This is a genomic window from Planococcus halotolerans (genome assembly GCF_003289955.1).
GTDB classification, from domain to species: Bacteria; Bacillota; Bacilli; order Bacillales_A; family Planococcaceae; genus Planococcus; species Planococcus halotolerans.
This window is the reverse complement of the sequence record NZ_QLZR01000003.1, coordinates 43,931-66,633: the sequence shown is the minus strand read 5'-3', so window position 1 is coordinate 66,633 and position 22,703 is coordinate 43,931. Positions and strand designations below refer to the sequence as shown.

At 47.6% G+C, this 22,703-nt stretch carries 18 protein-coding genes; 3 read left to right on the top strand and 15 right to left on the bottom strand.

Going from position 1 to position 22,703, the window contains the following annotated elements:
* Positions 1-76: 76 nt before the first annotated feature.
* From DP120_RS09085 to xylA, 6 genes are all read right to left on the bottom strand, one after another.
* Entirely contained in the window at positions 77-1,135 is a 1,059-nt protein-coding gene (locus tag DP120_RS09085) for an aldose epimerase family protein (protein ID WP_112223354.1), read from the bottom strand.
* Entirely contained in the window at positions 1,132-2,145 is a 1,014-nt protein-coding gene (locus DP120_RS09080; protein ID WP_338046821.1) for a Gfo/Idh/MocA family protein, read from the bottom strand. The genes DP120_RS09085 and DP120_RS09080 overlap by 4 nt, the downstream gene beginning before the upstream one ends.
* A gap of 96 nt (positions 2,146-2,241) precedes the next feature.
* Positions 2,242-3,339 carry an ABC transporter ATP-binding protein gene (locus DP120_RS09075; RefSeq protein WP_112223352.1) on the bottom strand — a complete coding sequence of 366 codons (1,098 nt, stop codon included), beginning with the start codon at positions 3,337-3,339 and terminating at the stop codon, positions 2,242-2,244.
* 47 nt (positions 3,340-3,386) lie between these two features.
* Positions 3,387-4,370: an aldo/keto reductase gene (locus tag DP120_RS09070; RefSeq protein ID WP_112223690.1), complete on the bottom strand. Its 984-nt coding sequence runs from the start codon at positions 4,368-4,370 to the stop codon at positions 3,387-3,389.
* An 83-nt stretch (positions 4,371-4,453) separates the two neighbouring features.
* Positions 4,454-5,953: a xylulokinase gene (gene xylB, locus DP120_RS09065; protein ID WP_112223351.1), complete on the bottom strand. Its 1,500-nt coding sequence runs from the start codon at positions 5,951-5,953 to the stop codon at positions 4,454-4,456.
* A 30-nt stretch (positions 5,954-5,983) separates the two neighbouring features.
* On the bottom strand, positions 5,984-7,306 hold the full coding sequence (gene xylA / locus DP120_RS09060; protein WP_112223350.1) for a xylose isomerase: 1,323 nt from the start codon (positions 7,304-7,306) through the stop codon (positions 5,984-5,986).
* A gap of 563 nt (positions 7,307-7,869) precedes the next feature.
* Here xylA and DP120_RS09055 point away from each other — a divergent pair.
* Entirely contained in the window at positions 7,870-8,493 is a 624-nt protein-coding gene (locus tag DP120_RS09055; RefSeq protein WP_112223349.1) for a YesL family protein, read from the top strand.
* Between the two features lie 107 nt (positions 8,494-8,600).
* On the opposite strand, the gene DP120_RS09050 is transcribed toward DP120_RS09055, so the two are convergent.
* The 3 genes from DP120_RS09050 to DP120_RS09040 form a co-directional block, all read right to left on the bottom strand.
* Entirely contained in the window at positions 8,601-9,422 is an 822-nt protein-coding gene (locus tag DP120_RS09050) for a carbohydrate ABC transporter permease (protein WP_112223348.1), read from the bottom strand.
* A gap of 15 nt (positions 9,423-9,437) precedes the next feature.
* Complete coding sequence (locus DP120_RS09045; RefSeq protein WP_112223347.1) at positions 9,438-10,316, bottom strand: carbohydrate ABC transporter permease; 879 nt, start codon at positions 10,314-10,316, stop codon at positions 9,438-9,440.
* A 99-nt stretch (positions 10,317-10,415) separates the two neighbouring features.
* Positions 10,416-11,717 (bottom strand): extracellular solute-binding protein, encoded by a 1,302-nt coding sequence (locus DP120_RS09040; protein WP_112223346.1) that lies wholly within the window; start codon positions 11,715-11,717, stop codon positions 10,416-10,418.
* 369 nt (positions 11,718-12,086) lie between these two features.
* On the opposite strand from DP120_RS09040, the gene DP120_RS09035 reads away from it, so the two are divergent.
* Positions 12,087-13,295: an ROK family protein gene (locus tag DP120_RS09035; protein ID WP_112223345.1), complete on the top strand. Its 1,209-nt coding sequence runs from the start codon at positions 12,087-12,089 to the stop codon at positions 13,293-13,295.
* Between the two features lie 81 nt (positions 13,296-13,376).
* A complete protein-coding gene (locus DP120_RS09030) occupies positions 13,377-14,987 on the top strand; it encodes a glycoside hydrolase family 43 protein (RefSeq protein WP_112223344.1) in 1,611 nt (536 codons plus the stop codon).
* A 52-nt stretch (positions 14,988-15,039) separates the two neighbouring features.
* Here the strand turns inward: DP120_RS09030 and DP120_RS09025 are convergent, their stop codons facing one another.
* From DP120_RS09025 to DP120_RS09000, 6 genes are all read right to left on the bottom strand, one after another.
* Entirely contained in the window at positions 15,040-16,044 is a 1,005-nt protein-coding gene (locus DP120_RS09025; protein ID WP_112223343.1) for an LLM class flavin-dependent oxidoreductase, read from the bottom strand.
* A gap of 169 nt (positions 16,045-16,213) precedes the next feature.
* Positions 16,214-17,272, bottom strand: a complete 1,059-nt coding sequence (gene xylF, locus DP120_RS09020) for a D-xylose ABC transporter substrate-binding protein (protein WP_112223342.1) — start codon at positions 17,270-17,272, stop codon at positions 16,214-16,216.
* Positions 17,269-18,822 (bottom strand): response regulator, encoded by a 1,554-nt coding sequence (locus DP120_RS09015; protein WP_112223341.1) that lies wholly within the window; start codon positions 18,820-18,822, stop codon positions 17,269-17,271. The genes xylF and DP120_RS09015 overlap by 4 nt, the downstream gene beginning before the upstream one ends.
* Positions 18,815-20,263, bottom strand: a complete 1,449-nt coding sequence (locus DP120_RS09010) for a sensor histidine kinase (RefSeq protein WP_112223340.1) — start codon at positions 20,261-20,263, stop codon at positions 18,815-18,817. The genes DP120_RS09015 and DP120_RS09010 overlap by 8 nt, the downstream gene beginning before the upstream one ends.
* A complete protein-coding gene (locus tag DP120_RS09005; RefSeq protein ID WP_112223339.1) occupies positions 20,260-21,240 on the bottom strand; it encodes a sugar ABC transporter substrate-binding protein in 981 nt (326 codons plus the stop codon). Before DP120_RS09005 ends, DP120_RS09010 begins: the two co-directional genes overlap by 4 nt.
* Before the next feature lie 287 nt (positions 21,241-21,527).
* Entirely contained in the window at positions 21,528-22,703 is a 1,176-nt protein-coding gene (locus DP120_RS09000) for a sugar ABC transporter permease (RefSeq protein ID WP_112223338.1), read from the bottom strand.

Sequence of the window (22,703 nt, the reverse complement as noted above, 5' to 3'; positions counted from 1 at the left end):
GTTCCTGGACTATACTTCGACTACAAATCAAAAAGCATACAGCAAGACTCTTCGCCTCCCGCATGCTCCCTTTAATCTATTCTTTATCGAGAACACCAAAGCTGAAGCTGGTTTCGGAATGGTAACGCTGTCCCGCCTGCAGCACCGATGAACTGAAATTCTGATGTCGCAGTGAATCGGGCAGCTTTTGCGTTTCCAGGCAGAGGCCGAGATGATTTCGCGCCGGAGTTCCGCGCAAACTGTAGGGACCGCCGAGTCCGTTGCCGGTATAGAGCACAACAGCCGGTTCAGTAGTCGCCACCGAAAGCGTCCGCCCGCTTTCTTCATCTGTCAGCAAGATCGCACTTCCTTCCGCTTGCTCGAGCACAAATGGATGGTCATAGCCATGCCCCGCAAGTCGAGTCTGCGGATCTTCCGACTCGGCGGCACGCCGTATTTTATTGCCGTCTCTCAAATCGAACACTGTGCCCACAACCGGCAAAATCCTGCCAGTCGGCAACAGCTCATCGTCAAGCTCAAGGTAGGCTTCGCCCGGCAGCTGCAAATGATGATCCAGCACGTCGCGTTTCAGATCACCGCTCAAATTGAAATACGCATGGTTGGTCGGATTCAGAAGAGTTGGCTGGTCCGAAGTTCCGTTATAGGAAATGATGAGTTCGTTGCGGTCGTGTTTAACAAAATAACGCACGGTCATCTCCAGATTCCCCGGATAGCCTTCTTCACCATCCGGGCTCTTGTATGTAAAATCCACTCCTGCGCCGTCCGTTTCTTCAAAAGGCGCAGCATTCCAAACGACCGAATGGAAGCCGCCAGCGCCGCCGTGCAGGTGATGGCCGTTTGCGTTCCGCCCAAGCCGATAGCTGGTTCCCGCCAGTTCAGCTGCGCCGTCTTTGATGCGGCCGGCAAAACGGCCCGCCACTGCTCCCAGATAATGTACGTCGCGCTCGTATTCTTCGAGTGAATCGAATCCCAGTACGACGTTTTCCATTTTTCCTGATTGATCAGGTGCCAGAATTTCTGTAATGATGCAGCCGTAATTGATGCAGGAAACCTGGAAGCCCTGTTCATTTTTTATTGTGTAGAGTGTGACCGGTTGTCCGTCTGATTTCCCGAACGCTTGTTGTTCCGCTGTCATCTGCCATCACTGCCTTCCGTGGTTAGTTGAATGGACTGCCCCGTAGCAATCGATTCGTAGCAAGCATCCAGCACACGCATATTGCGGATCGTCGAATCGCCGCTGATCCACGGTTCCCGGTCCTCTAGAATCGCGGATGAAAAATTCTCCACTTCGAGCCTGTAACTGTCGCCGTCCACTTCTTCTGTCCGCTGCTCATCCGCCGCTTTGACGATTATCGTTCCCACACCGCCGACAATATCCGGTCGGAACGCGTATGGCACTCTAATGGAACCTTTCGTGCCGATCACTTCGTATTCGTTGCGCGGGACCATATCGAAACTGCAGTCGAATAAAGCGCGTATGCCGCTCTCGAATCGCAGCCAGCCGTGAGTCGTCATATCGACGCCGCCCGCCTTATCCATTTCAGCGAATGCCTGCACTTCCAAAGGTTCAGCACCCGTCAAATGGCGGAATGCCTGAACCGAATAGCAGCCGAGGTCAAAGAGGCTGCCGCCGCCCATCTTTTTATTCATGCGGATGTTCGTGTCCCGGTCGGCCATATAAAAGGAATGGCTCGATTTGATCAGACGGATTTCGCCGATTTCACCTGAAGCCATGATTTCCTTTACGCGTCCGTGCTGTGGATGCAGCTGGTACATGAACGCTTCCGCAAATTTCACATTTTGCCCTTGGCAGAACGCCACCATTTCTTCCGCCTCTTCTGCGGTCAGCGCCGCCGGTTTTTCACACAGCACATGTTTGCCAGCTGCCGCCGCTTTCAACGTCCACTCTTTATGCAGATGATTCGGCAGCGGAATATACACTGCATCGATATCGCTGTCTGCCAATAACGCTTCGTAGCTTTCATAAGCTTTTGAAATTCCATGCTCTTCTGCAATTGCATGGACCTTATCGCCCCGGCTCGCAATAGCTGTAAGCTCCGCATTTTCCGCGCGGCCAATCGCCGGAATCACTTGCGTCAACCCGATTTTCGCCGTACTTAAAACGCCCCACTGGATCCTCTTCATCTCCATCACCCTTTCTTCGAATAAAAAATGCCGCCAAAGGATGTTGATCCTTCAGCGGCTTCCCTATATCATGTCAGCGAACCGCTCACAGGTAAATCATTTGATGCGGAGTTCTGAATCCTTGTCGAAGAAATGCACTTTATTCATATCGAACGCCATATCGATTGTCTGTCCGGCTTCTACGCTGAAACGGGAATCGACACGGGCCACGAAGTCCTGATTGTCCACGACCGAATAAAGAATGATTTCCGAGCCCATCAATTCAGCAACTTCAATCGCCGCACGAATTTTTGTATCCGGTGAATAATCCAGGAATACGGGTTCATCGTGGATATCTTCCGGACGGATGCCGAGAACAAGTTCTTTCCCGTCATAACCCTGTTCGCGAAGCATCTTCAATTTCCCTTCCGGAATCAGCACTTTGATATCGCCCATCACAAATTGACTGCCTTCGAGACGTCCGCGCAGGAAATTCATCGCCGGAGAACCGATAAAGCCGCCAACGAACATATTATCCGGTTCGTCGTATACTTCTTTCGGAGAGCCGACCTGCTGGATAAATCCGTCTTTCATGACGACCAGGCGTGTTGCCATTGTCATCGCTTCCGTTTGGTCATGCGTCACGTAAACTGTTGTCGTCTGCAGTCGGCGGTGCAATTTTTGGATTTCTGTGCGCATCTGCACACGCAATTTCGCGTCCAAGTTGGACAATGGCTCATCCATCAGGAATACTTCTGCGTCGCGCACAATTGCGCGGCCCAGTGCAACCCGCTGGCGCTGACCACCGGATAAGGCTTTCGGTTTGCGGTAAAGATACTCTTCTAAGCCAAGAATCTTCGCTGCGTTATCGACGCGGTCTTTGATATCATTTTTCTTCATTTTGTTCAATTTCAAACTGAACGCCATATTGTCATAGACGTTCATATGCGGGTAAAGCGCGTAGTTCTGAAACACCATCGCGATGTCGCGGTCTTTCGGCGATACGTCATTGACACGCTTTTCGCCGATGAACAGATCGCCTTCCGTGATGTCTTCCAGCCCGGCGATCATCCGAAGCGTCGTCGATTTACCGCAGCCAGACGGTCCGACCAATACGAGAAATTCCTTGTCCCTGATTTCCAGGTTAAAGTCCTGAACGGAAACAACGCCTTTGTCATAGACTTTCTTGATATTGACTAAATTCAACCCTGCCATTTTCATCCCTCCGAATATGTATTGCCTTAACGTCTATTAGTGAATACTTAGTATGGTCCTCTAATATTAGCCGCCACTTCTTCTTTATAGAACTGTTCGATTTTCTTCATTTCTTCAGCGCTGTAAGCTGACGCGTTCAATGCCTGCAGATTGTCTTCGACTTGCGCCACTGTCTTAAAGCCCGGTATTACGGACGAAACCGCTTCGTGCTCCAGGATCCACTTGAGGGATGCCTGAGTCATATTGCCTCTGCCTTCTGCAATCCACGATAATTTATCGGCCAATTCCACGCCTTTATTGAATTCCAGTCCCGCAAACGTTTCGCCTACGTTGAACGCCTGGCCGTCGCGGTTGAAGTTGCGGTGGTCGTCTTCTTCGAATTCGGCGTTTTTCTTGAATTTCCCAGTCAATAAACCACTTGCCAACGGCACGCGCGCCAAGATGCCGACATTCCTTTCAGCTGCTGCCGGGAAAAGTTCCGTTGCCGGTTTCTGGCGGAATAAATTAAAAATCACCTGCAAGCTGCTGACGTTCGGGTTTTCCATGCACAAGAGCCCTTCTTCCACCGTTTCGACGCTGACGCCGTAATAGCGGATTTTGCCTTGTTCCTTCAAACGGTCAAGCACTTCAAACACCTGGCCATCACGCAGAATTTCAATCGGCGGACAATGGATCTGGAACAGATCGATCTGTTCACGGCCCAGCCGTTTCAAGCTGTTTTCCGCGTATTGGCTGACGCTTTCCAGTGAATAGGTCTTTGGATCATGAATATCGCCAGCGCGAGCAAATTTCGTCGCGATATGGATTTCGTCATGCTTGCCTTTTGTCGCTTTCGCCAAAAGTTCTTCCGCATGCCCGTCTCCGTATACGTCTGCTGTATCGAAAAAGTTTACGCCCGCATCCATCGCACGGTCCAGTCCGCGAAGAGATTCCTCATCCTTCGTGCTGCCCCACGAACCGCCGATTGCCCAGGTTCCAAAACTCAATTCGCTTACTTTCAGATCTGTACTGCCGATTTGCCGATAATTCATCATTCCACGCTCCCTTGTTTGATGGTCCATCAATTTTGCAAAGAAGAGCCTCAACCGAATAGTTGAGACTCTTATTCAATGATTCACTTTCGGAAAGCCACTAATTTTTCATTAAGTTCTTTTGTTTGGCCATACACTTCAGTATATACCGCAAACAGTTTTTCGTATTGCTCCACGTTGGCAGGGTCTGGCGTAAACTGTTTTCCTTCTTCCAGGAAAACATCCGCGCACGCCTGCAGCGAATGGAACCAGCCGCAGCCGAACGCCGCAAGCATGGCCGCTCCCATTCCAGGCCCCTGTTCACTTTTCAGCCGGACGATTGTAGCGTTGAAGATATCCGCCTGCATCTGCAGCCAGTCTTCGTTTTGCGCACCGCCGCCGATTGAAACGATCGTGTCGATGTGCTTGCCGCTGTCACGGAAAATCGCAATCGACTCGTTCAGTGAAAACGTGATTCCTTCCAGTACAGCGCGTACGAAATCTTTGCGCTGATGCGAACTGTCCATGCCGATAAAGCTGGCGCGGATTGACGCATCCGCATGCGGTGTGCGTTCCCCGACTAAATAAGGCGTGAACAATAACCCGTTTGAACCAGCGGGAACCGTTCCGACTTCAGCCAATAATTCATCAAACGATTCGCCTGCAGCGAAAACGTCCTTGAACCAGGTCAGGCTGTATCCTGCTGCCAGTGTAACGCCCATCGTATAAAAGGCATTCGGCGCCGCATGATTGAAATAATGCACCTTGCCGCCGAACTCTTTATCATCACTTGCTTCATAAGACAGCACTACACCGGAAGTTCCGATGCTGCACAATGTTTTTCCATCTTCCAGAATCCCTGAACCGATAGCGCCGCATGCATTATCGGCACCGCCTGCAAAAACGCGGGTCGTCTGTGCCAGACCGGATTGTTCAGCGAATTCCGCCGTCAACGTTCCGACTTCCGCATGCGAATCAAGCAGCGGCGGACAAATATTCGGGTCGAGGTCCAATAGTTCACATATTTCTGTGCTCCATTGCTGTTTCGAAATATCCAATAGCAGCGTTCCCGCCGCATCGGAATATTCCATATGGAGTTCACCGGTCATCCGGTAGCGCAAATAATCTTTCGGCAATACGAATGACTGTGCTTTATTGAATATTTCCGGTTCGTATTCTTTCACCCACAGGATTTTCGGCAGAGTAAAGCCTTCCAAAGCCGGGTTCTTCGTTATTTCAAGCAGGCGTTCCTGCCCGACAGTCTCAACTATTTTTTTGCATTCAGCGGTTGTGCGGGTATCATTCCACAGAATCGCCGGGCGCAAGACTTCATTGCTGCCATCCAGCAGCACAAGTCCGTGCATCTGTCCTGAAAAACTGATGCCTTCGATGTCTTCCGGTGCGCCGCTGAAATTCTGCAGCAGCTCCTGAAGACCGGCAATCGTTCCAGTCACCCAGTCTTCTGGATTCTGTTCACTGTATCCCGTTTTTTCGTGAAATAAAGGATACGCCTTTGAAACGGTCTGCACCACTTCACCCTGCTGGCTGACCAATAAAATCTTTACTGCACTTGTCCCTAAATCCACACCGATTACATATTTCATAGCTCCAGCGCTCCTAGCATCAAAAAATCCTTATTTGGCGAAAGCCTGCAATAAATATTGGTTGATAGTCGATTTGATTTGCTCCAGGCGGCCTGAAGTCTGTTTGATATCCGTTAAGCCGAAAGCGTGTTCCTCAAGCTTGTGGAAATCAGTTTTGCCGTTGACAATATCAAGGCCAATGCCTTCTGTATATGTCTGATAACGGTTGCTGACAATGTTTTCAAGCACTTTATCATCGATCAATTGCTGTGCTACAGTCAGGCCGACCGCAAATGCGTCCATTCCTGCAATATGCGCATGGAACAAATCTTCCTGTTCAAATGAACCGCGTCTTACTTTGGCGTCGAAGTTCAAGCCGCCGCGGCCAAGTCCGCCGTTTTGGAGGATTTCATACATCGCAAGTGTTGTAGACCAAAGATCTGTCGGGAATTCGTCTGTATCCCATCCCAGAAGCGGATCGCCTTGGTTGGCATCGACCGAACCAAGCATATTGTTGATACGCGCATAATGAAGCTCATGTTCGAATGTGTGACCCGCAAGCGTTGCGTGGTTTGCTTCGATATTGAACTTGAAACGGTCAGCCAAGCCGTAACTTTGCAGGAATGCATGAGCAGTCGCTACATCGTAATCGTATTGGTGAGTTGTCGGTTCTTTCGGTTTTGGTTCGATCAGGAATTGGCCGTCAAAGCCGATTTCCTTCGCGTAATCAACTGCCATATGATAGAAGCGGCCAAGGTTGTCCATCTCCAGTTTCATATTCGTGTTCAATAGCGTTTCGTAACCTTCACGGCCGCCCCAGAAAACATAGTTTTCTGCGCCAAGCTCTTTACCGATTTCAAGTCCTTTTTTCACTTTTGCCGCTGAATAAGCGAATACATCCGCGTTGCTTGATGATGCTGCCCCGTGCACAAAGCGTGGGTGTGTGAAGTTGTTAGCCGTATTCCAAAGCAATTTCGCTTTGCTGTCTTTCATGTATTCTTTAATCATGCCGACGATTTCATCGAGGTTTTTATTGGATTCACGCAAGTTGCTGCCTTCCGGTGCGATATCGATATCGTGGAAGCAGAAGAATGGTACATCAATCTTGTTGTAGAACTCGAAAGAAGCTTCAACGCGCGCTTTCGCAAGATCCATGCCGTCGTATTTGTCCCAATTGCGGATCATGCTGCCCGCGCCGAACGGATCAGACCCGTCCATTGTGAATGTATGCCAGTAAGAAACTGCGTAGCGCAGAGTTTCTTCCATCGACTTGCCGCCGACCTGTTGTTCCGGGTTGTAGAATTTGAACGCGTATGGATTTTTTGAAGAAGCACCTTCAAATTTAATTTTTTCGATATTCGGGAAATAAGCCATTGTATGTACCTCCAACTGTATTGTTATTTTATTGTTGATTGAGTGCTGATTTGTTTATGTAATGAAAAGGCTTTCATCACGATTATAGCAATTTCAAATTAGTTTGTCCATTAGTTAAACAAAGTTTAGAATGATAGTGTAAGATAATGAAAAAAGGTATAGTTTGCTAGTGATCTAAATTTCTTAATAAGTCGATATTCCGCAAAACAGCTGCGCTTTCCTGGGGGCTTGCACTGAGCTAACTCGGACTCAGTAACCTTCGCCCGAGTGGATCTCAGCACTTCGCTCGAAACAGCGTTGGTAAACCAACTCTGTTTCTAATCCCCTGGGAGTCTACGCTGTTTTGCTCCATATCTTAGAGAAGTCAATTAGCGCTGGCGCGTCTCCGGACTGGCCGGAGCAATAAGACGAGTGCTCTTCTCGGCTTATTGCGGGAGGCAAGGTTCGCCATACGAAGATGGCGCATCCTTTGCGACGAGCAGGGCGCAGGAGCATAATCTTCGCACTGTCCTAAGCGCCGAAGCGGTTATAAAAAGTTACTAACTGATAAGGATGGTCAATATATGAATTCAACCAGCGGTTTTATCTATAATGTTCTTGAATGGGTCACTCGTTTTGCCTACGTCAATTTGCTTTGGATCCTGTTTACTTTGCTTGGCGGCGTCCTGCTTGGGTTCTATCCCGCCACAATCGCGATGTTCGCTGTTTGCCGGGACTGGCTGCGCGGTGATACCGGCAAGCCCGTGTTTCCGGCTTTCTGGCAATATTACCGGCGCGATTTTGTGAAAAGCAATTTACTCGGGTTATTCGTGACAGCAATTGCCGCCTTTATCGCCCTTGATATTTTCTATATCCAGACCAGCTCAGCAGATCTGTCCTGGACGTATATTCCCTTGTTCGCCTTTATGCTGCTGTTTCTGATGTATTTGTTTTATCTGTTCCCGACATTCGTCCATTTCGACATAAAAGTCGGACAGGTCATCAAAAACGCATTTTTCATCATGCTCATCAATCCGATCAACACGTTGCTCATTTTCATCTGCCTCGGATCGCTGGCTGTCATCATGCAGACTGTACCGGCGCTGGCCGTCATTTTCGGCGGCAGTTCATTTTCATACATCATCATGTGGCTCGCCCTCCGCTCCTTCAACCGGGTCAATAAAACCGGTGCCGAAATGGAAGGCTGACCGCTCATGATAAACAAAAAGCTTCTCCTGCGAGATTTTTCTCAAAGGGGAAGCTTTTCTATTGTCAGCGCCCCGCCACCGATTTTCAGATGGCGGAACTCTTTTCATTAACCCTTAACCGCACTCGACGAGATCCCTTCAACGACTTTATTGCTGAAGAAGATGAACGCGATGATAATTGGCAGTACACTGATGATCAATGTCGCGCCGATTGCGCCCCAGTCCGTCATGTATTGGCCGATAAAGTTCTGGATACCGACAGTCAGTGTCTTGTATTTTTCAGAACTGATAAAGGTATTGACGAAAACAAACTCGTTCCAGTTGTAGATCATATTGATGACCACAGTGGTCGCCATGACCGGTGTCGTCATCGGCAGGATGATACGGAAAAACATCCGGTGGATCGAACAGCCGTCGATAATGGCCGCTTCTTCGACTTCCTTCGGCAAAGTGTAATAGAAGCCAAGCAGTATCATCATGGTGATCGGCAGATTATACGCTGTATAAGTCAGCACGATTGACCACGGATTATCGATCATCCCCACGCCCATAAACATGCTGTACAGCGGAATCAATGCAGAGTGGATCGGAATCATCAGGCCGATCATGAAGAGGCCCAATACCAAACCGCTCAGTTTCCATCTCATGCGGGTGATGGCAAATGTCGCCATGCTGGCGAACAGCACCGTCAAGATGATGGCCACTACAGTGATCCAGACACTATTGAAGAAATAAACGCCGATTCCGCCGTCCCAGACCTTCGCATAATTTTCCCAACGGAATTCACTCGGAAGAGCGAACGGAGAACCGGCGAAAATTTCGCGGTTGTCCTTCAGCGAGAAGATGAACAGCCAGATCAACGGCAGGATTTGGAACATCGCCACCACGATCAGTGCCAGGTAAAGAAAAAAATAACCAATGCGATTCATGCCCAAGTCCCCTTCCTAATACTCGATTCTTTCTTTTGTGGCAGTCACTTTGCGGACAATGACCGTTACGACCATCGTAATGATCAGCAACAGGAATCCGATCGCACTGCCGTACCCAAAGTTATAACTATTGAAGGCCAGTTTGTACATATAAGATGCCATAACTTCTGAGGCACCGTTTGGTCCGCCGGCAGTCATAACATAAATCAGGTCGAAGTATTTCAATGAACCGACAATTGCCAGTACGATGGTAACACTCACGACTTCCTTGATCAGCGGCAATTTGATGCGTGTAGCAATCTGGAATGGAGTCGCTCCATCGATGCGCGCCGCTTCAATCAGGGATTCAGGAATATTTTTCAATGCTGCGTAATAGATCAATATGTAGAATCCCGCATATTGCCATAGGATCGGAATGAATATCGCAAACAATACGATAGTTGGATCAGCCAGCCAGTTGGGTGGATTCTCGATTCCGATTGACCGCAGGAATGTATTCAAAATACCGCTTGATGGGTTATAGACTTTTATCCAAAGCTGAGCGATGGCAACTGAAGACAGCAGCATCGGAATCAAATAGATTTTTCTCAGCAAATCTGCGCCTTTTATTTTAGAAGCCAAAATAATGGAAACAGCCAGGTAGATGGCCAGGCTCAAAGTTGAAAACACTGCCAGCAGGAATGAATGCAAGGCGCTGTCCCAAAACTTACTGTCCTGGATCCCGGTAATATAGTTTTCCAAACCGATAAATGTTTTTGCGCCGATTCCGTCCCAATCCATCAGGCCGTAGTAGCCGGAAAGAATCAGCGGAATAAACACCAGTACACTGACCAATAACAGGGCCGGTGCAATATATAAAGCGATATGAAGCTTATTGGACATAACTTTGTTCATAGCATTCAACCCCATATTCTGAAAAATAGAAAGGGACAATCCGCCAATCAGGATATGTCCCTTTCATTTCATCTGATTTAATCCTGCTTCAAGTAATATTTATTCTTTTGACAACGCGTCTTCGTGCGCTTTCGCGAACTCTTCAGGCGTCATTTCATTGCCGAACAGCGCCTGGATTGAATCCAAGTGAACTTGCGCCGTGTCCGGGCTCATTTGAACGTCAGCGAACAATGTGATGTTGCTTGCGCCGTTCAACTCGTTCAAAATATCAATGTACATTTGCGGAAGATCAAGTGATGCAGCGTCCACTTTAGTAGCCGGGATTACGCCCGCTTTTTCAACCGCTTGCTCACCCCACGCTTTTACAAAATAAGCAGCGAAATCTTTCGCTTCTTCTTTTACTTCAGATTCTTCTGCTACAAACAACCCAACTCCAGGGCCGCCGACAAAGCTTTGCGTGTCGCCTTCGCCTTCAACTGTCGGGAAGTTCATGTAATCAACAGAATCTCTGAATTCCTGTGGCACTGATTCGTTTGTTGTATAGTTCGGAAGATCCCAAGTAGCGATCAAGTACATCGGAGCCTGTTCGCTCATGAACATTGACTTAGCTTCTTCATCAGCCAAACCGTTGAAACCATTTACAAACGCGTCTCTGTCAACAAGTTCCTGTACTTTTGCAGCAGCTTCAACTAAAGCCGGATCTTCAAAAGATCCTGAACGGTCAATGGCTTTGTTCAATGTATCAGCTCCACCAAGACGGTCTGCCAGGTACATGTACCAAAGAGATCCTGTCCAAGCGTCTCTGTTTCCTAAAGCAATCGGCTGAATGCCTTCTTCATTGAATGCATCTACAACTTCAAGCAATTCTTCGTAAGTTGCCGGCGGTTCTAAGCCCTGCTCCTCGAACATTGCATTATTATAGTAGAGTGATACGATATTCAATTCCAATGGCAAGCCGTAAGTTGCGCCATCAAGTGCATAAGCTTCCGCAGTTCCTGGAACAAATGCGTCACTCAATTCTTCTTCGATCAAATCATCAAGCGGTGCGAACATATTGCCGCCGACATAAGGCTCAAGGAATCCTGCTGCCCATGTCATCCCCACATCCGGAAGATCTCCTGATGTCGATAGTACACGTAATTTATCTTTATACTGCTCATTACTCAAAACTTCCAAGTCGATTGTAACGCCTTCATTTTCTGCTTCGAAATCAGCGATGATTTCGTTTACAACGTCATAGTGTTTCTTTGAACTGCCTTCTGGCCATAAATGCATAAACTTAACTTCAGTTTCCCCCGATGCTGAAGAAGCATCCTCAGATCCGGAACCTGAACAAGCTGTTAATAACAATGATGCGGCTAAAGCGGATGTTAAAACTGTAAGCGTTTTCTTTCCACCCATTTTTTTCTCCCCCTAGTGAGTTTGTAGTTACAACAATTTTCTGATTGTTGTATGCGTTTTCATTGTATCAAATGATTCCTAGTTAGTCTAGTAGATGAACAAAGTTTTTATTTGAGGTATAATGAAGCCATAAACCTGTAATAATTTCTGAGAAACCCTTTAGCCACGCCGATTGGCGAAGGCTTTCTGTATTCAGGCGAAAATATTATTCTTGAGTTGAAAAATAATTTTTTGGTATTTCCTGCTTCCCTGCCAAAGAAATTTCTGTGTCGGACGGGAAAAATGTTATTTAAATTATTGTTTATTCAACTTAAATAACAGGTTTAATTTGTTAGAATAGAAATAAAAACAGAGAAAGAGCTGAAGCTGATGAAAACCGTGGTAACCAGGACTTTTAATCATCATGTAGTTAAAGAAGGAAATAAATCGTTGGTCCTCAATAAGATCATCGATTGCTCCCCGATTTCTAGGGCGTCTGTCGCCAGCGAAGTCGGCCTGAATAAAGGGACAGTTTCCTCTTTGGTCAATGATCTGCTGGAGGATCATCTGATTTACGAATCCGGTCCCGGCGTTTCAAGTGGCGGCAGGCGCCCGGTCATGCTCTTGTTCAATGAAACGGCCGGCCATTCGATCGGCATCGATATCGGTGTCAATTACCTGCTTGGCATCCTGACCGACCTGAGCGGCAATATCGTCCTGAAAAAAGAAGTCACTTTCAAAGATCTTTCATATGAAGAGATCGAAACGAAAATGTTTGCAGTCATCGATTATCTGCAGGCTTCTGCTCCACCGAGTCCGCACGGCATCATCGGCATCGGGGTTGGCGTACCGGGAATCGTCGATAACGACGGCAATATCCTGCTGGCTCCGAACTTGAACTGGAAAAACTTGAATCTCCAAGCGATTCTGGAAGAACAGTACGGCTTGCCTGTCATCATCGAAAACGAAGCGAACGCCGGCGCCTATGGCGAGAAGAAATTCGGAGCCGGAACCGAATGCGATAATATAGTTTACGTGAGCGCCGGCATCGGTATCGGCGTCGGATTGATCCTGAACGGCGAACTTTATAAAGGGTCAAATGGTTTTTCGGGTGAACTTGGCCATATGACCATCCAGATCGACGGCGAAACCTGCCGCTGCGGCAATAAAGGCTGCTGGGAACTGTATGCGTCCGAACAGGCTTTGATCACGCGGGCTGAACCGATGGGCTTGCCGCTTGCCGATCACGAAGAATTCGATTTGACCAACCTGCAGGCATTGGCTGCAGGCGGCAATAGAGACGTCATCGCCTTATTTGAACAAACAGGTGATTATTTAGGCGTCGGCATCAATAATATCATCAATACGTTCAATCCACAGCAGGTTATTATCGGCAACCGGCTGGCATCCGCAAAAGAATTATTGGAACAGCCCTTGAATAACCGGGTCGCCAACCAGGCGCTCTGGTTCCAGAAAAATAATTTGGAGATCAAATTCTCAGAACTGTCCACGTTCTCGACAGCACTTGGCGTGGCCGCTTTTTCAATCGAAAATTTCCTGCAGGTCAGCATCCGCCAGAAGAACGTCCTCACTGTCTAAGCTGGCCCGCTGCCGGACTTTTTCCGGCCGGAAAATTGTAAGCACTTACACGCAAAAATATACTGCAAAGGATGGATTATTTTGACGAAAATTCTTAACCCGATTTTGCCCGGATTCAATCCCGACCCAAGCATCTGCCGCGTAGGGGAAGATTATTACATAGCCGTTTCCACTTTTGAATGGTTCCCCGGCGTCGGCATCTATCATTCCAAAGATCTGAAAAACTGGCGGCTTGCATCACGCCCGCTTAACCGTGTCAGCCAATTGAATATGATGGGCAATCCGAACTCAGGCGGTGTCTGGGCTCCCGCTCTATCCTACAGCGACGGGCAATTTTGGCTGATCTACACTGATGTCAAAGTGACAGAAGGACGCTGGAAAGATTGCCATAATTACCTGGTGACCTGCGATACCATCGACGGCGACTGGTCTGAACCTTCTTACTTGAACAGTTCAGGTTTCGACCCTTCCCTGTTCCATGACGAGTCCGGCAAGAAATATTTCGTCAATATGTATTGGGACCACCGCAAAGGACATCATAATTTCTACGGCATCGTGCTGCAGGAATTCGATCCTGAGCAGCGCAAACTTGTAGGCGAATCAAAAATCATCTTCAAAGGCACCGACATCAAATTGACGGAAGCGCCTCATCTTTATAAAATCGGCGAGTATTATTATTTATTGACCGCAGAAGGCGGTACGAAATACGATCACCAGGCGACGATCGCCCGGTCGAAAACGATTGACGGCCCGTATGAAGTACATCCGGAAAACCCGTTGATCACGTCGTTCCCTTATCCGCGGAATCCGTTGCAAAAAGCGGGGCATGCTTCCATCGTCCAGACGCATACCGACGAATGGTTCCTTGTCCACCTGACTGGCCGCCCGCTGCCGCAGGAAGATCAGGCGTTGCTCGATCCGCGCGGTTTCTGTCCGCTCGGACGTGAAACAGCGATCCAGCGGCTTGAGTGGAAAAACGATTGGCCATATGTCGTCGGCGGCAACCAGCCTTCACTTGAAATCGAAGGACCGGCAATCGAAGAACATGTATGGGATGAAGATTTCCCGGAAAAAGACGATTTCGATTCCGAACAATTGAACGCACATTTCCAAACTTTGCGCATCCCGCTCGGCGAAGAAATCGTATCGCTGAAGGATAATCCGGGTCACCTGCGCATCCATGGACGGGAATCGCTGACATCGAAATTCACACAAGCCTTTGTCGCACGCCGCTGGCAGCATTTCAACTTCACAGCTGAAACGAAAGTCGCGTTCAACCCGACGACGTTCCAGCAAGGCGCAGGGCTCGTCAATTACTACAACACCGAAAACTGGACGGCCCTCCAGATTTCATGGAATGAAGAAAAGGGACGCATCCTCGAATTGACGGTTTGCGATAATACCGATTACGACCAGCCGCTTCAAGGCGAAGAAATCGTAGTGCCTGACCACGTCGATTACGTGCATATACGAGTCGATGTCAAAACCGGCATTTATCAGTATTCCTACTCCTTTGACGGTGAAAACTGGACCTTGATCCCGGTCAAATTCCAGTCGCATAAATTATCGGATGATTACATCCAGGGCGGCGGTTTCTTCACCGGCGCATTCGTTGGCATGCAATGCCAGGATACATCCGGAGCAGGATTAGCTGCTGATTTCGATTATTTTATCTATAAAGAAAATAAATAACAGACACAAGAAAGCCTCGTGAAAGCAAATCTGCTTTCACGAGGCTTTCAATTTATCCTTCCAATCCAAATACCTCAGCCAATAGGCGGATTTCTTTCATCCGGCTGTCTTCACCGGATACATTCGGGATGACCAGAACTTCGTCTGTCTGATATGCATCCGCAATTTCTTCGATTTGCTGCTTCACCTGTTTGGGTGTGCCGATCAGCATGCGTTTCCGGTTGCGTTCGACTTTCTCCAGTTCACTTGCACTGAAGCCGCGCTGTTTGGCAGTTTCGACAGACGGATAATATGGCGGCGGTGTATCCGACTCGACGAACAGCAGCCATAGGTCAAAGGCTTTCGCCAAGTCCTCCGCTTCTTCTTCCGTCTCCCCGACAACCGCAAAAACACAGACCATCGCTTTCGGAGCATCCAGCAATTTGGATGGCTGGAATTGTTTTTTATACGACTCGATTAACTGAGCACTCGACTTCAATGGTTTCGCGAAATGGGCATAGGCATATGCTGCCCCCGCTTCTGCCGCTACTTTCACACTGCCTTCCCCCGTACCGAGCACCCACATTTCAGGTGCCGTTCCGCTAACTGGAGTGACGCGCAGTTTTTGGAAGCGATGTTCCGATTCGGTATCGTCCGTAAAATATTTTTGGATATCAGCGATTTGCTGTTCATAGGAAACCGGAATCCCTTTCGACTCGTTCAATGCTTTATTGACCAAACGGTAACTGCGCGAACGCCCGATGCCAAGGTCGATGCGGCCGGGATGCAGCGCCTCCATCAGCCGGAAGTTTTCCGCCACTTTATAGGAACTGTAATGCGGCAGCATGACGCCGCCGGATCCGATGCGTATATTTTGTGTCGCGCCGGCCAGATGCATCATCAGCATTTCCGGTGAACTGCCCGCCACCGAAAACACCTGGTGATGCTCAGCCACCCAAAAGCGCTTATAGCCGATCTTTTCGGCCAATTGTGCGAGCCGGGTCGTCTGCTGCAGCGCTTCTCCTGCCGTTGATCCTTCATCAATCGGCGAATAATCCAGAATGCTTAATGAAATCATGAGTTTCCCGCCTTTTTTTCAAGTTGCTACTAGTTTAGCACGCTGGATGCGACGGGCAGGAATGGTTTGTTTGCGCAGATTCGGTTTTATTTGCGCAGCGGCATTTTTTGTCGAGTCCGTATACACAGAGACAAAATCCATAAAGAAAAGCCCCAGCAGATGCTAAGGTTCACTCTTTTCCGTAAACTTCTTCTTCCGTATGGAATTCATCGGCAATGATGACTTCTTTAAGATTATCAGCAGTGACAGCAATCGGTTCCAACAGCACGGAAGGCACTTCGCTTTTTCCGTTGTTGATGCTGACGGTCGGCTTAAACTCGTTGTTATTTGCCAGGTGAATGGCCAAAGCCGCCACTCGTTCGGACAAATTTTGAATAGGCTTATAGACGGTCATCATTTGAGTTCCATCAACGATACGCCGAACTGCCGCAAGTTCTGCATCCTGTCCGGCGACTGGAATCGTTCCGGCAAGCCCTTGGTTGTCCAATGCTTCAACCACTCCGCCAGCAGTCGCGTCATTGGCTGCGATGACTGCATCGATTTGATTGTCATTGATGTTCAGAGCTTCTGACATATGAGCATAAGCCGCTTCCGGCGCCCAATCTGCTGTCCACTGGTCATAGATGATTCGGATATCACCGCGGTCGATTGCCGGCTGCAGCACATTGAAAACTCCTTTTTTCAGCAGATGGGCGTTATTGTCGGTCGGGGCGCCGCCGATATAGACATAATTGCCCTTAGGAACACGCTTCAGCATTTCTTCTGCCTGAAGCTCGCCCACTCTTTCATTGTCAAAAGAGACGTATAAATCGATATCGGCATTTTTCACAAGCCGATCATATGCGATGACTTTTATGCCTGCACCATGGGCTTTGTGGACAATCGCAGCCGTCGCTTCAGCATTGTGGGGCACAATAACGAGAAGGTCGATGCCTTGCTGGATCATTTCTTCCGCCTGAGCAATCTGCAGCGCATCATCTCCGTTCGCTGCCCTGATTTCCACTTCCAGACCGTGCGACTCGATGGCCTCCTGGAACAGCTTGCGGTCTTTCAGCCAGCGTTCTTCTTTCAGCGTATCCATGGCAAAGCCGATTTTCAGCGGTTCATTACTTTCCGGTAAATTATCCTCTTTAAATACAGCCTTTTCCGGAACCTCAACGGTGTCGCGGCAGGCAACAAGCAAAATACCAAGAATCAGCAGCAACAGTATCCTGGTCAGCGGCTTCATGATCCAACTTCCTCCGTTTTTCCTGCATTCAATAATGTCATACGGTATTCTGTCGGAGATAAATCATTCATTTTCCTGAACACTTTGCTGAAATAGTTTGGTTCGTGATAACCGACTTCGAGCGAAATTGCTTTCAGACTTTTTTCAGGATTGGCCAAGAGCTTTTTAGCTTTTTCAATCCGGCATTCTGTCAGAAAATCGATGTAATTGATGCCGACTTTCTCCTTGAACATTTTGCTGATGTAAATCGGACTTAGATCCACTTGCCGTGCAAGCGCATCAAGTGAGATGTCTTCATGCGAATGATCGGTGATAAATTGTTTGATTCTATGGATCTTGTCGACTTCAAGCCGGCTGTAATGGCTCATATAAACTTTTTTCAAGCCTTGAATCAATTCCAATGTTTCCGAGATCAATTGCCGATGGTCCTTTGCAGGAACCGAGTAGAACGGCGCTTCCGCTTCTATCCCGATTTCCTCCATGATACGCGTCGTTAACCATAGAAATTCAAGCGAACGCTGCTGCGTCCGCAACACTTTTTCGCCGGTATGCTCCAGCTGTCGGATAAGATCAACCACAAGTGCTTCGACTGCTTCCCATTCACCGAGCCGCACAAAATCCGCCAGGCGTTTTTCCTGCTGTTTGATAAACGCCGGTACATCTTCTTTGATAGGCTCCAATTCTCCCGAATAAAAACGGTAGCGTGAAGGAACTTTGATATCCAGCATGGCGACCAAGGATTTCTGGTAAGAAGTGCGGATGTCATCCAGCGAATGGCAGACTGTGCCGATGCCTATAAACCAGCCTTCCTGTCTTCCTGTTACCGCCAGAATTTCTTTGGCGAGCGTAATTGCCTGTGAACGGAAAGAGTGAACCGGATTCCGAAAAACGATGAGCGGCAAATGATTGCCGTAGCAAGCACCCATCCAGACACTGTTGCCATTGCTGATTCGCTCTTTGATATTCACATAAACTTGTTCCGCGCTTTCCGGGACAAGGAGCGTCATGACAAATTTTTCTTCTGCCGGTTGGGTATCCAGCATTTCAACAAGCAAATCAATGTGCATTTCATGGACATGATCGAATAACAATTGGGTGACGATATCCGTTTCAACAATCGCCAGTGCTTTTTGAAGCGCGCCTTGTTCCTGCCGGCGCTCCGCTGTTTCCTTTACTTTCTGTCTCAACTGGGCGAAAAGTTTATCAGTAGTGGCGACAATTTCACTCGCTTTGCTCGGCTTCAGCAAATAGTCTTTGACCCCGAGTTTTAGAGCTTGCCTCGCATAATCGAAGGTGTCAAAAGCTGTCATCATAACAAACTCAATATCATTGTTGGTCCGTTTTATTTCCTCGATTGCTTCCAAACCGCTCATTGTAGGCATCATGATATCCATAAAGATGATATCCGGCTTCCACTTGGCCGCTATTTCAACAGCCATCTTCCCGGTTTTCGCCTGTTTAATCTCAATTTCCTGAAATGCATGCTGAAGAATGGCCTGCATACCATCACGTTCAACCGGTTCATCATCAACGAGCAGGAGTTTAAACATAATTTTCAACCTCCATTACTTTTGGCAATTTCAAGATGATTTTCGTTCCTCTCCCTGGTGTACTTTCGATAATGACCACATCTTCACGGCCGTAAAACAATTGCAGCCGCTTGACGACATTTGCGAAGCCGATGCCTGTCGAATGCCCTTCCTGCGGACTGATGCTGCCTTCCAGCAATGCTTTTTTCTTGGCATCATCCATTCCCTTGCCGTTGTCTTCAATTTCAATAAAGACATTTCCTTCAACGTCTTTAATTCGGAACCATATCCTTCCGTCTTCCTCTTTCGGTTCAATGCCGTGAATTACCGCATTTTCGATAAGCGGCTGAAGCGTCAGACTGGGCATCTGGTACAATAATGCCGATTCATCAAGTTCAATATGAAAGTTCAGCCTATCGCTGAAGCGGGCTTTCTGGATTTCCATATATTGCTTCAAAACATATGCCTCTTCCTGCACTGTCACCGTATGATCCATCCGCTTTAAATTATAGCGGAGCAATCCTGCTACACTGACCAGCAAATCACTCGTCTCTTCCGCTCCATCCAAATAGGCTTTCTTCGACAAAGTATTTAATGTATTGAACAAAAAATGGGGATTTATCTGGCTTTGCAGATGGCGCATCTGGCTTTGCTGCAACAGCAATTTACTTTCCTGCAATTCGCTTTCCACTTGGGCCTTCTGCTGGATTTCGAGAATAAGTTTATTGATATTGATCCTCATATGGTCGAAGGTTTTTGCCAAAAATGAAATTTCATCATTTGAATCCACTCGGATCGGCTGATCGAACCGTCCGTTCGCCAACTCATTCGCTGCTTTCGTCAATTGGTGGACAGGCTTTGTGATACTGAGTGAAAACAAATATGTAAACAACAGCAGCAGAATGCTGGTAAGCGATAACAGCAATACCCCCATTGTGTCGAGGTCTTCCGATTGCCGGATAATGTCACGGTAAAACCGTTCGTAAGTTTTAAGTTCAGAATTGAAAATGGATAAGGTCATTTCGGAAATATAGATCGAGATGCGATTGGCCTCTGTAAATTCCGTTAATGCGGTTTCGTTCTCTGCCTGTTCACTAAAAGCAACAGACCGGTCCACTGTTTCATTAAAGCTTTCAATCATATTGCTGTAATTGGTCAAGGTAAATTCATTTTCCGCATTACGCAATTCGAGCATGGAAGCCTGTGCATCCAGCAGCCTTTCCTGGCTTCTTTCCAATCTATTGGCGGTCCGTTCTGTCGGCTCCGTCAAATAATCATTTAAATTCGTTACGGTTTGCTGGCTTGCATCAGATACTTCATGCATCTGCAGATAGCGCTGCAGGATATCATTGTATTGGTCCTGCATTTTCTGATTATAGAAAGTAAGCATCAGCCAAATGGCGAACATCATAACGATTACGACACCGGCAAGCATCCAAATCTTTTTTTGGATCGTATTCACGGCAAAACGTCCTTCCCTTCCACAATCCGGACATCCGTAATATAGCCTTCCGAATCGAGGGGAACCACTTCGTTGCGCAGCCATTGCATCATTAAAGTGACACTCATTTCGCCCATCTGTTCCGGCGATTGTTCAATGATTCCATCCAGTTTCCCTTCAGTTAAAAGTTCAGAAGCATCCGATCCGTCATCGAATGAATAAATATAATAGGGCTCGAGCTCGGTGCGCCTGCTGATTTCCTGCATGACGGTTCCAGCCTGGCGAACATTGAGCACAAAGAAAGCATCGACATTGGGATGTTCATTGAGCGCCTTTTGAGTTGCAGCAGCAGCCTCTTCGTCTGAAGAGCCGCTTTCCACATAAAACGAAATGATGTCTGGATAATTTTCGAGACTGTCTTCCATTCCCTTTAAGCGCAGACGCTGGCTGTATTCCAGATCTGTGCCGCCAAGCAGCACAACTTCTCCTTGTTCACCCATATCACTGACCAGTTTTTCCATCAGCATCTTTCCTGCACTATGATGATCTGAGCCAACATACGTTTTCCGCAAGCTCTTCTCGACAGGCACATCATTTGCGACGGTAATAATCGGTATGCCATATGAAGCGGCCTTGATGCGGGTCAATTGCTGAAACTCTTTTGTATCAAGCCCCTGGACAATAATCCCGTCCACTTTTGAATGAAGGGCAATTTCAACTTGTTTTAGGAAATCTTCCTGGTTTTTGCTGTAGCTGCCCCATAGTTCGAGACTGATACCTTCCTTTTCTGCCTGCTTGGAAGCACCTGCGTCCACCAACTTCCAAAATGGTGTGTCGAGTTCCTGGGAGATGACAACGACGCGGAAACGCTCGTTGTCAGATTTAACAGTTTCGGGAAATTCCCATTCGGAATGCAGCACTTTATTCACTGAAAGGACGGTAAAAAAACCAAGGACAGCACATAGTGAGCAAAGGACAAAGATGACTTTTCTTCTCACATTTCAATCCCCTTTTGTGTTTAAACTCATTTCATCTTACCACTTGATGGAAAATTCTCAATACTCGTTATGAGATGGAGAAAGCACCTTCAAATTCGAAGGTGCTCTTTTGTAATTGAATAAGATAGTATAACTTTTTTAGTTTAAAAAGTTTTCGAGAAGAGCGTTTCCGTGTCCAGACTCCAGCGGCCAAGTCTTGACCGACGCTTGCGAGGTCAAGGCTTTGCGACGAAGCTAGCGCAGCGATGCAGGAGCACAGATCTGAACAGGCACTTCCGCTTTTCTTATTAAGCGCGCTGCCTGCGTGTCATTACATCAAAAATAACTGCTGCAGCCAACACGCCGCCGCGAATCATGTATTGATACGAAATACCGACACCCAGCAAGTTCATACCGCTGGATAAAGAAGCCATTACGATTGCTCCGATGATGGCACCGGTCACTTTACCCACACCACCGGCAGAAGAAACTCCTCCGACATAGGCTGCAGCGATTGCATCAAGTTCGAATAATGTTCCTGCAGTTGTCGTCGCAGATTGCAGACGTGCAGTGAAGAGGATACCGGACAATGCCGCAAGCATTCCCATTGAACCAAAGACAATCATGGTGATTTTCGTTACATTAATACCACTCAGATGGGCAGCTTCCGGGTTGCTCCCGACAGCGTAGATATTGCGTCCGAGAACAGTTTTTGTCGAAAGGAAATGATAGACAACAACGACCAGCAGCATGATGACGACTGTCCAGGAGAAGCCGTTATACCCTGCCAGAACCCAAGTGATATAGCCGATGATGAATGACACAAATACTAATTTAATGATAAAAATTTTGGCAGACATAACATCAAAACCGTATTTCGCTTTATTGCGGCGATTCGATACTTCACTGTAGACATAAAGGATGATACCGATTAATCCGACCAGCAGCGAAAGCAGGTGCAGTCCGTTCACTTCCATCAAAGATGGAATAAAGCCGTTCCCCAGCGCGTTGAAAAGATCATCATTGACGATGATTGTACCGGTGGATTCCGTTACATTCAATAATGCTCCACGGAAAATCAGCATACCGGCAAGCGTAGCAACAAAAGAAGGGATACCGATTTTTGCAACCAGAAAGCCATTGAACAATCCGATAAAAATACCGAAAATCAAAACAATCGGAATGACGAGCCAGACGGACATGCCGATTTGTGTAAGGAAGATTGCCGCAACGGCTCCGAGAAACCCGGCAACGAAACCGACAGACAAATCAATGTGGCGGATGACGATGACAAGTGTCATCCCTACTGCAAGAACGGCGATATAACCAGCTGAATCCAGCAGGTTGCTGATGTTTCGGGAAGACATGAATAAGCCGTCCGTCATTATGGCGAACGTCAACATGATGACGAACAATGCGATATACATCCCGTAATCGCGAATGTTTGACTTGATCAGGAATTTTGCTTCATTAAAAAAACTCAT

Excerpts from the sequence above, each read along its gene's own strand:
- DP120_RS09085 (WP_112223354.1), bottom strand. The coding sequence starts at position 1,135 with ATGACAGCGGAACAACAAGCGTTCGGGAAATCAGACGGACAACCGGTC.
- DP120_RS09080 (WP_338046821.1), bottom strand. The coding sequence starts at position 2,145 with ATGAAGAGGATCCAGTGGGGCGTTTTAAGTACGGCGAAAATCGGGTTG.
- DP120_RS09075 (WP_112223352.1), bottom strand. The coding sequence starts at position 3,339 with ATGGCAGGGTTGAATTTAGTCAATATCAAGAAAGTCTATGACAAAGGC.
- DP120_RS09070 (WP_112223690.1), bottom strand. The coding sequence starts at position 4,370 with ATGAATTATCGGCAAATCGGCAGTACAGATCTGAAAGTAAGCGAATTG.
- xylB (WP_112223351.1), bottom strand. The coding sequence starts at position 5,953 with ATGAAATATGTAATCGGTGTGGATTTAGGGACAAGTGCAGTAAAGATT.
- xylA (WP_112223350.1), bottom strand. The coding sequence starts at position 7,306 with ATGGCTTATTTCCCGAATATCGAAAAAATTAAATTTGAAGGTGCTTCT.
- DP120_RS09055 (WP_112223349.1), top strand. The coding sequence starts at position 7,870 with ATGAATTCAACCAGCGGTTTTATCTATAATGTTCTTGAATGGGTCACT.
- DP120_RS09050 (WP_112223348.1), bottom strand. The coding sequence starts at position 9,422 with ATGAATCGCATTGGTTATTTTTTTCTTTACCTGGCACTGATCGTGGTG.
- DP120_RS09045 (WP_112223347.1), bottom strand. The coding sequence starts at position 10,316 with ATGAACAAAGTTATGTCCAATAAGCTTCATATCGCTTTATATATTGCA.
- DP120_RS09040 (WP_112223346.1), bottom strand. The coding sequence starts at position 11,717 with ATGGGTGGAAAGAAAACGCTTACAGTTTTAACATCCGCTTTAGCCGCA.
- DP120_RS09035 (WP_112223345.1), top strand. The coding sequence starts at position 12,087 with ATGAAAACCGTGGTAACCAGGACTTTTAATCATCATGTAGTTAAAGAA.
- DP120_RS09025 (WP_112223343.1), bottom strand. The coding sequence starts at position 16,044 with ATGATTTCATTAAGCATTCTGGATTATTCGCCGATTGATGAAGGATCA.
- xylF (WP_112223342.1), bottom strand. The coding sequence starts at position 17,272 with ATGAAGCCGCTGACCAGGATACTGTTGCTGCTGATTCTTGGTATTTTG.
- DP120_RS09015 (WP_112223341.1), bottom strand. The coding sequence starts at position 18,822 with ATGTTTAAACTCCTGCTCGTTGATGATGAACCGGTTGAACGTGATGGT.
- DP120_RS09000 (WP_112223338.1), bottom strand. The coding sequence starts at position 22,703 with ATGAGTTTTTTTAATGAAGCAAAATTCCTGATCAAGTCAAACATTCGC.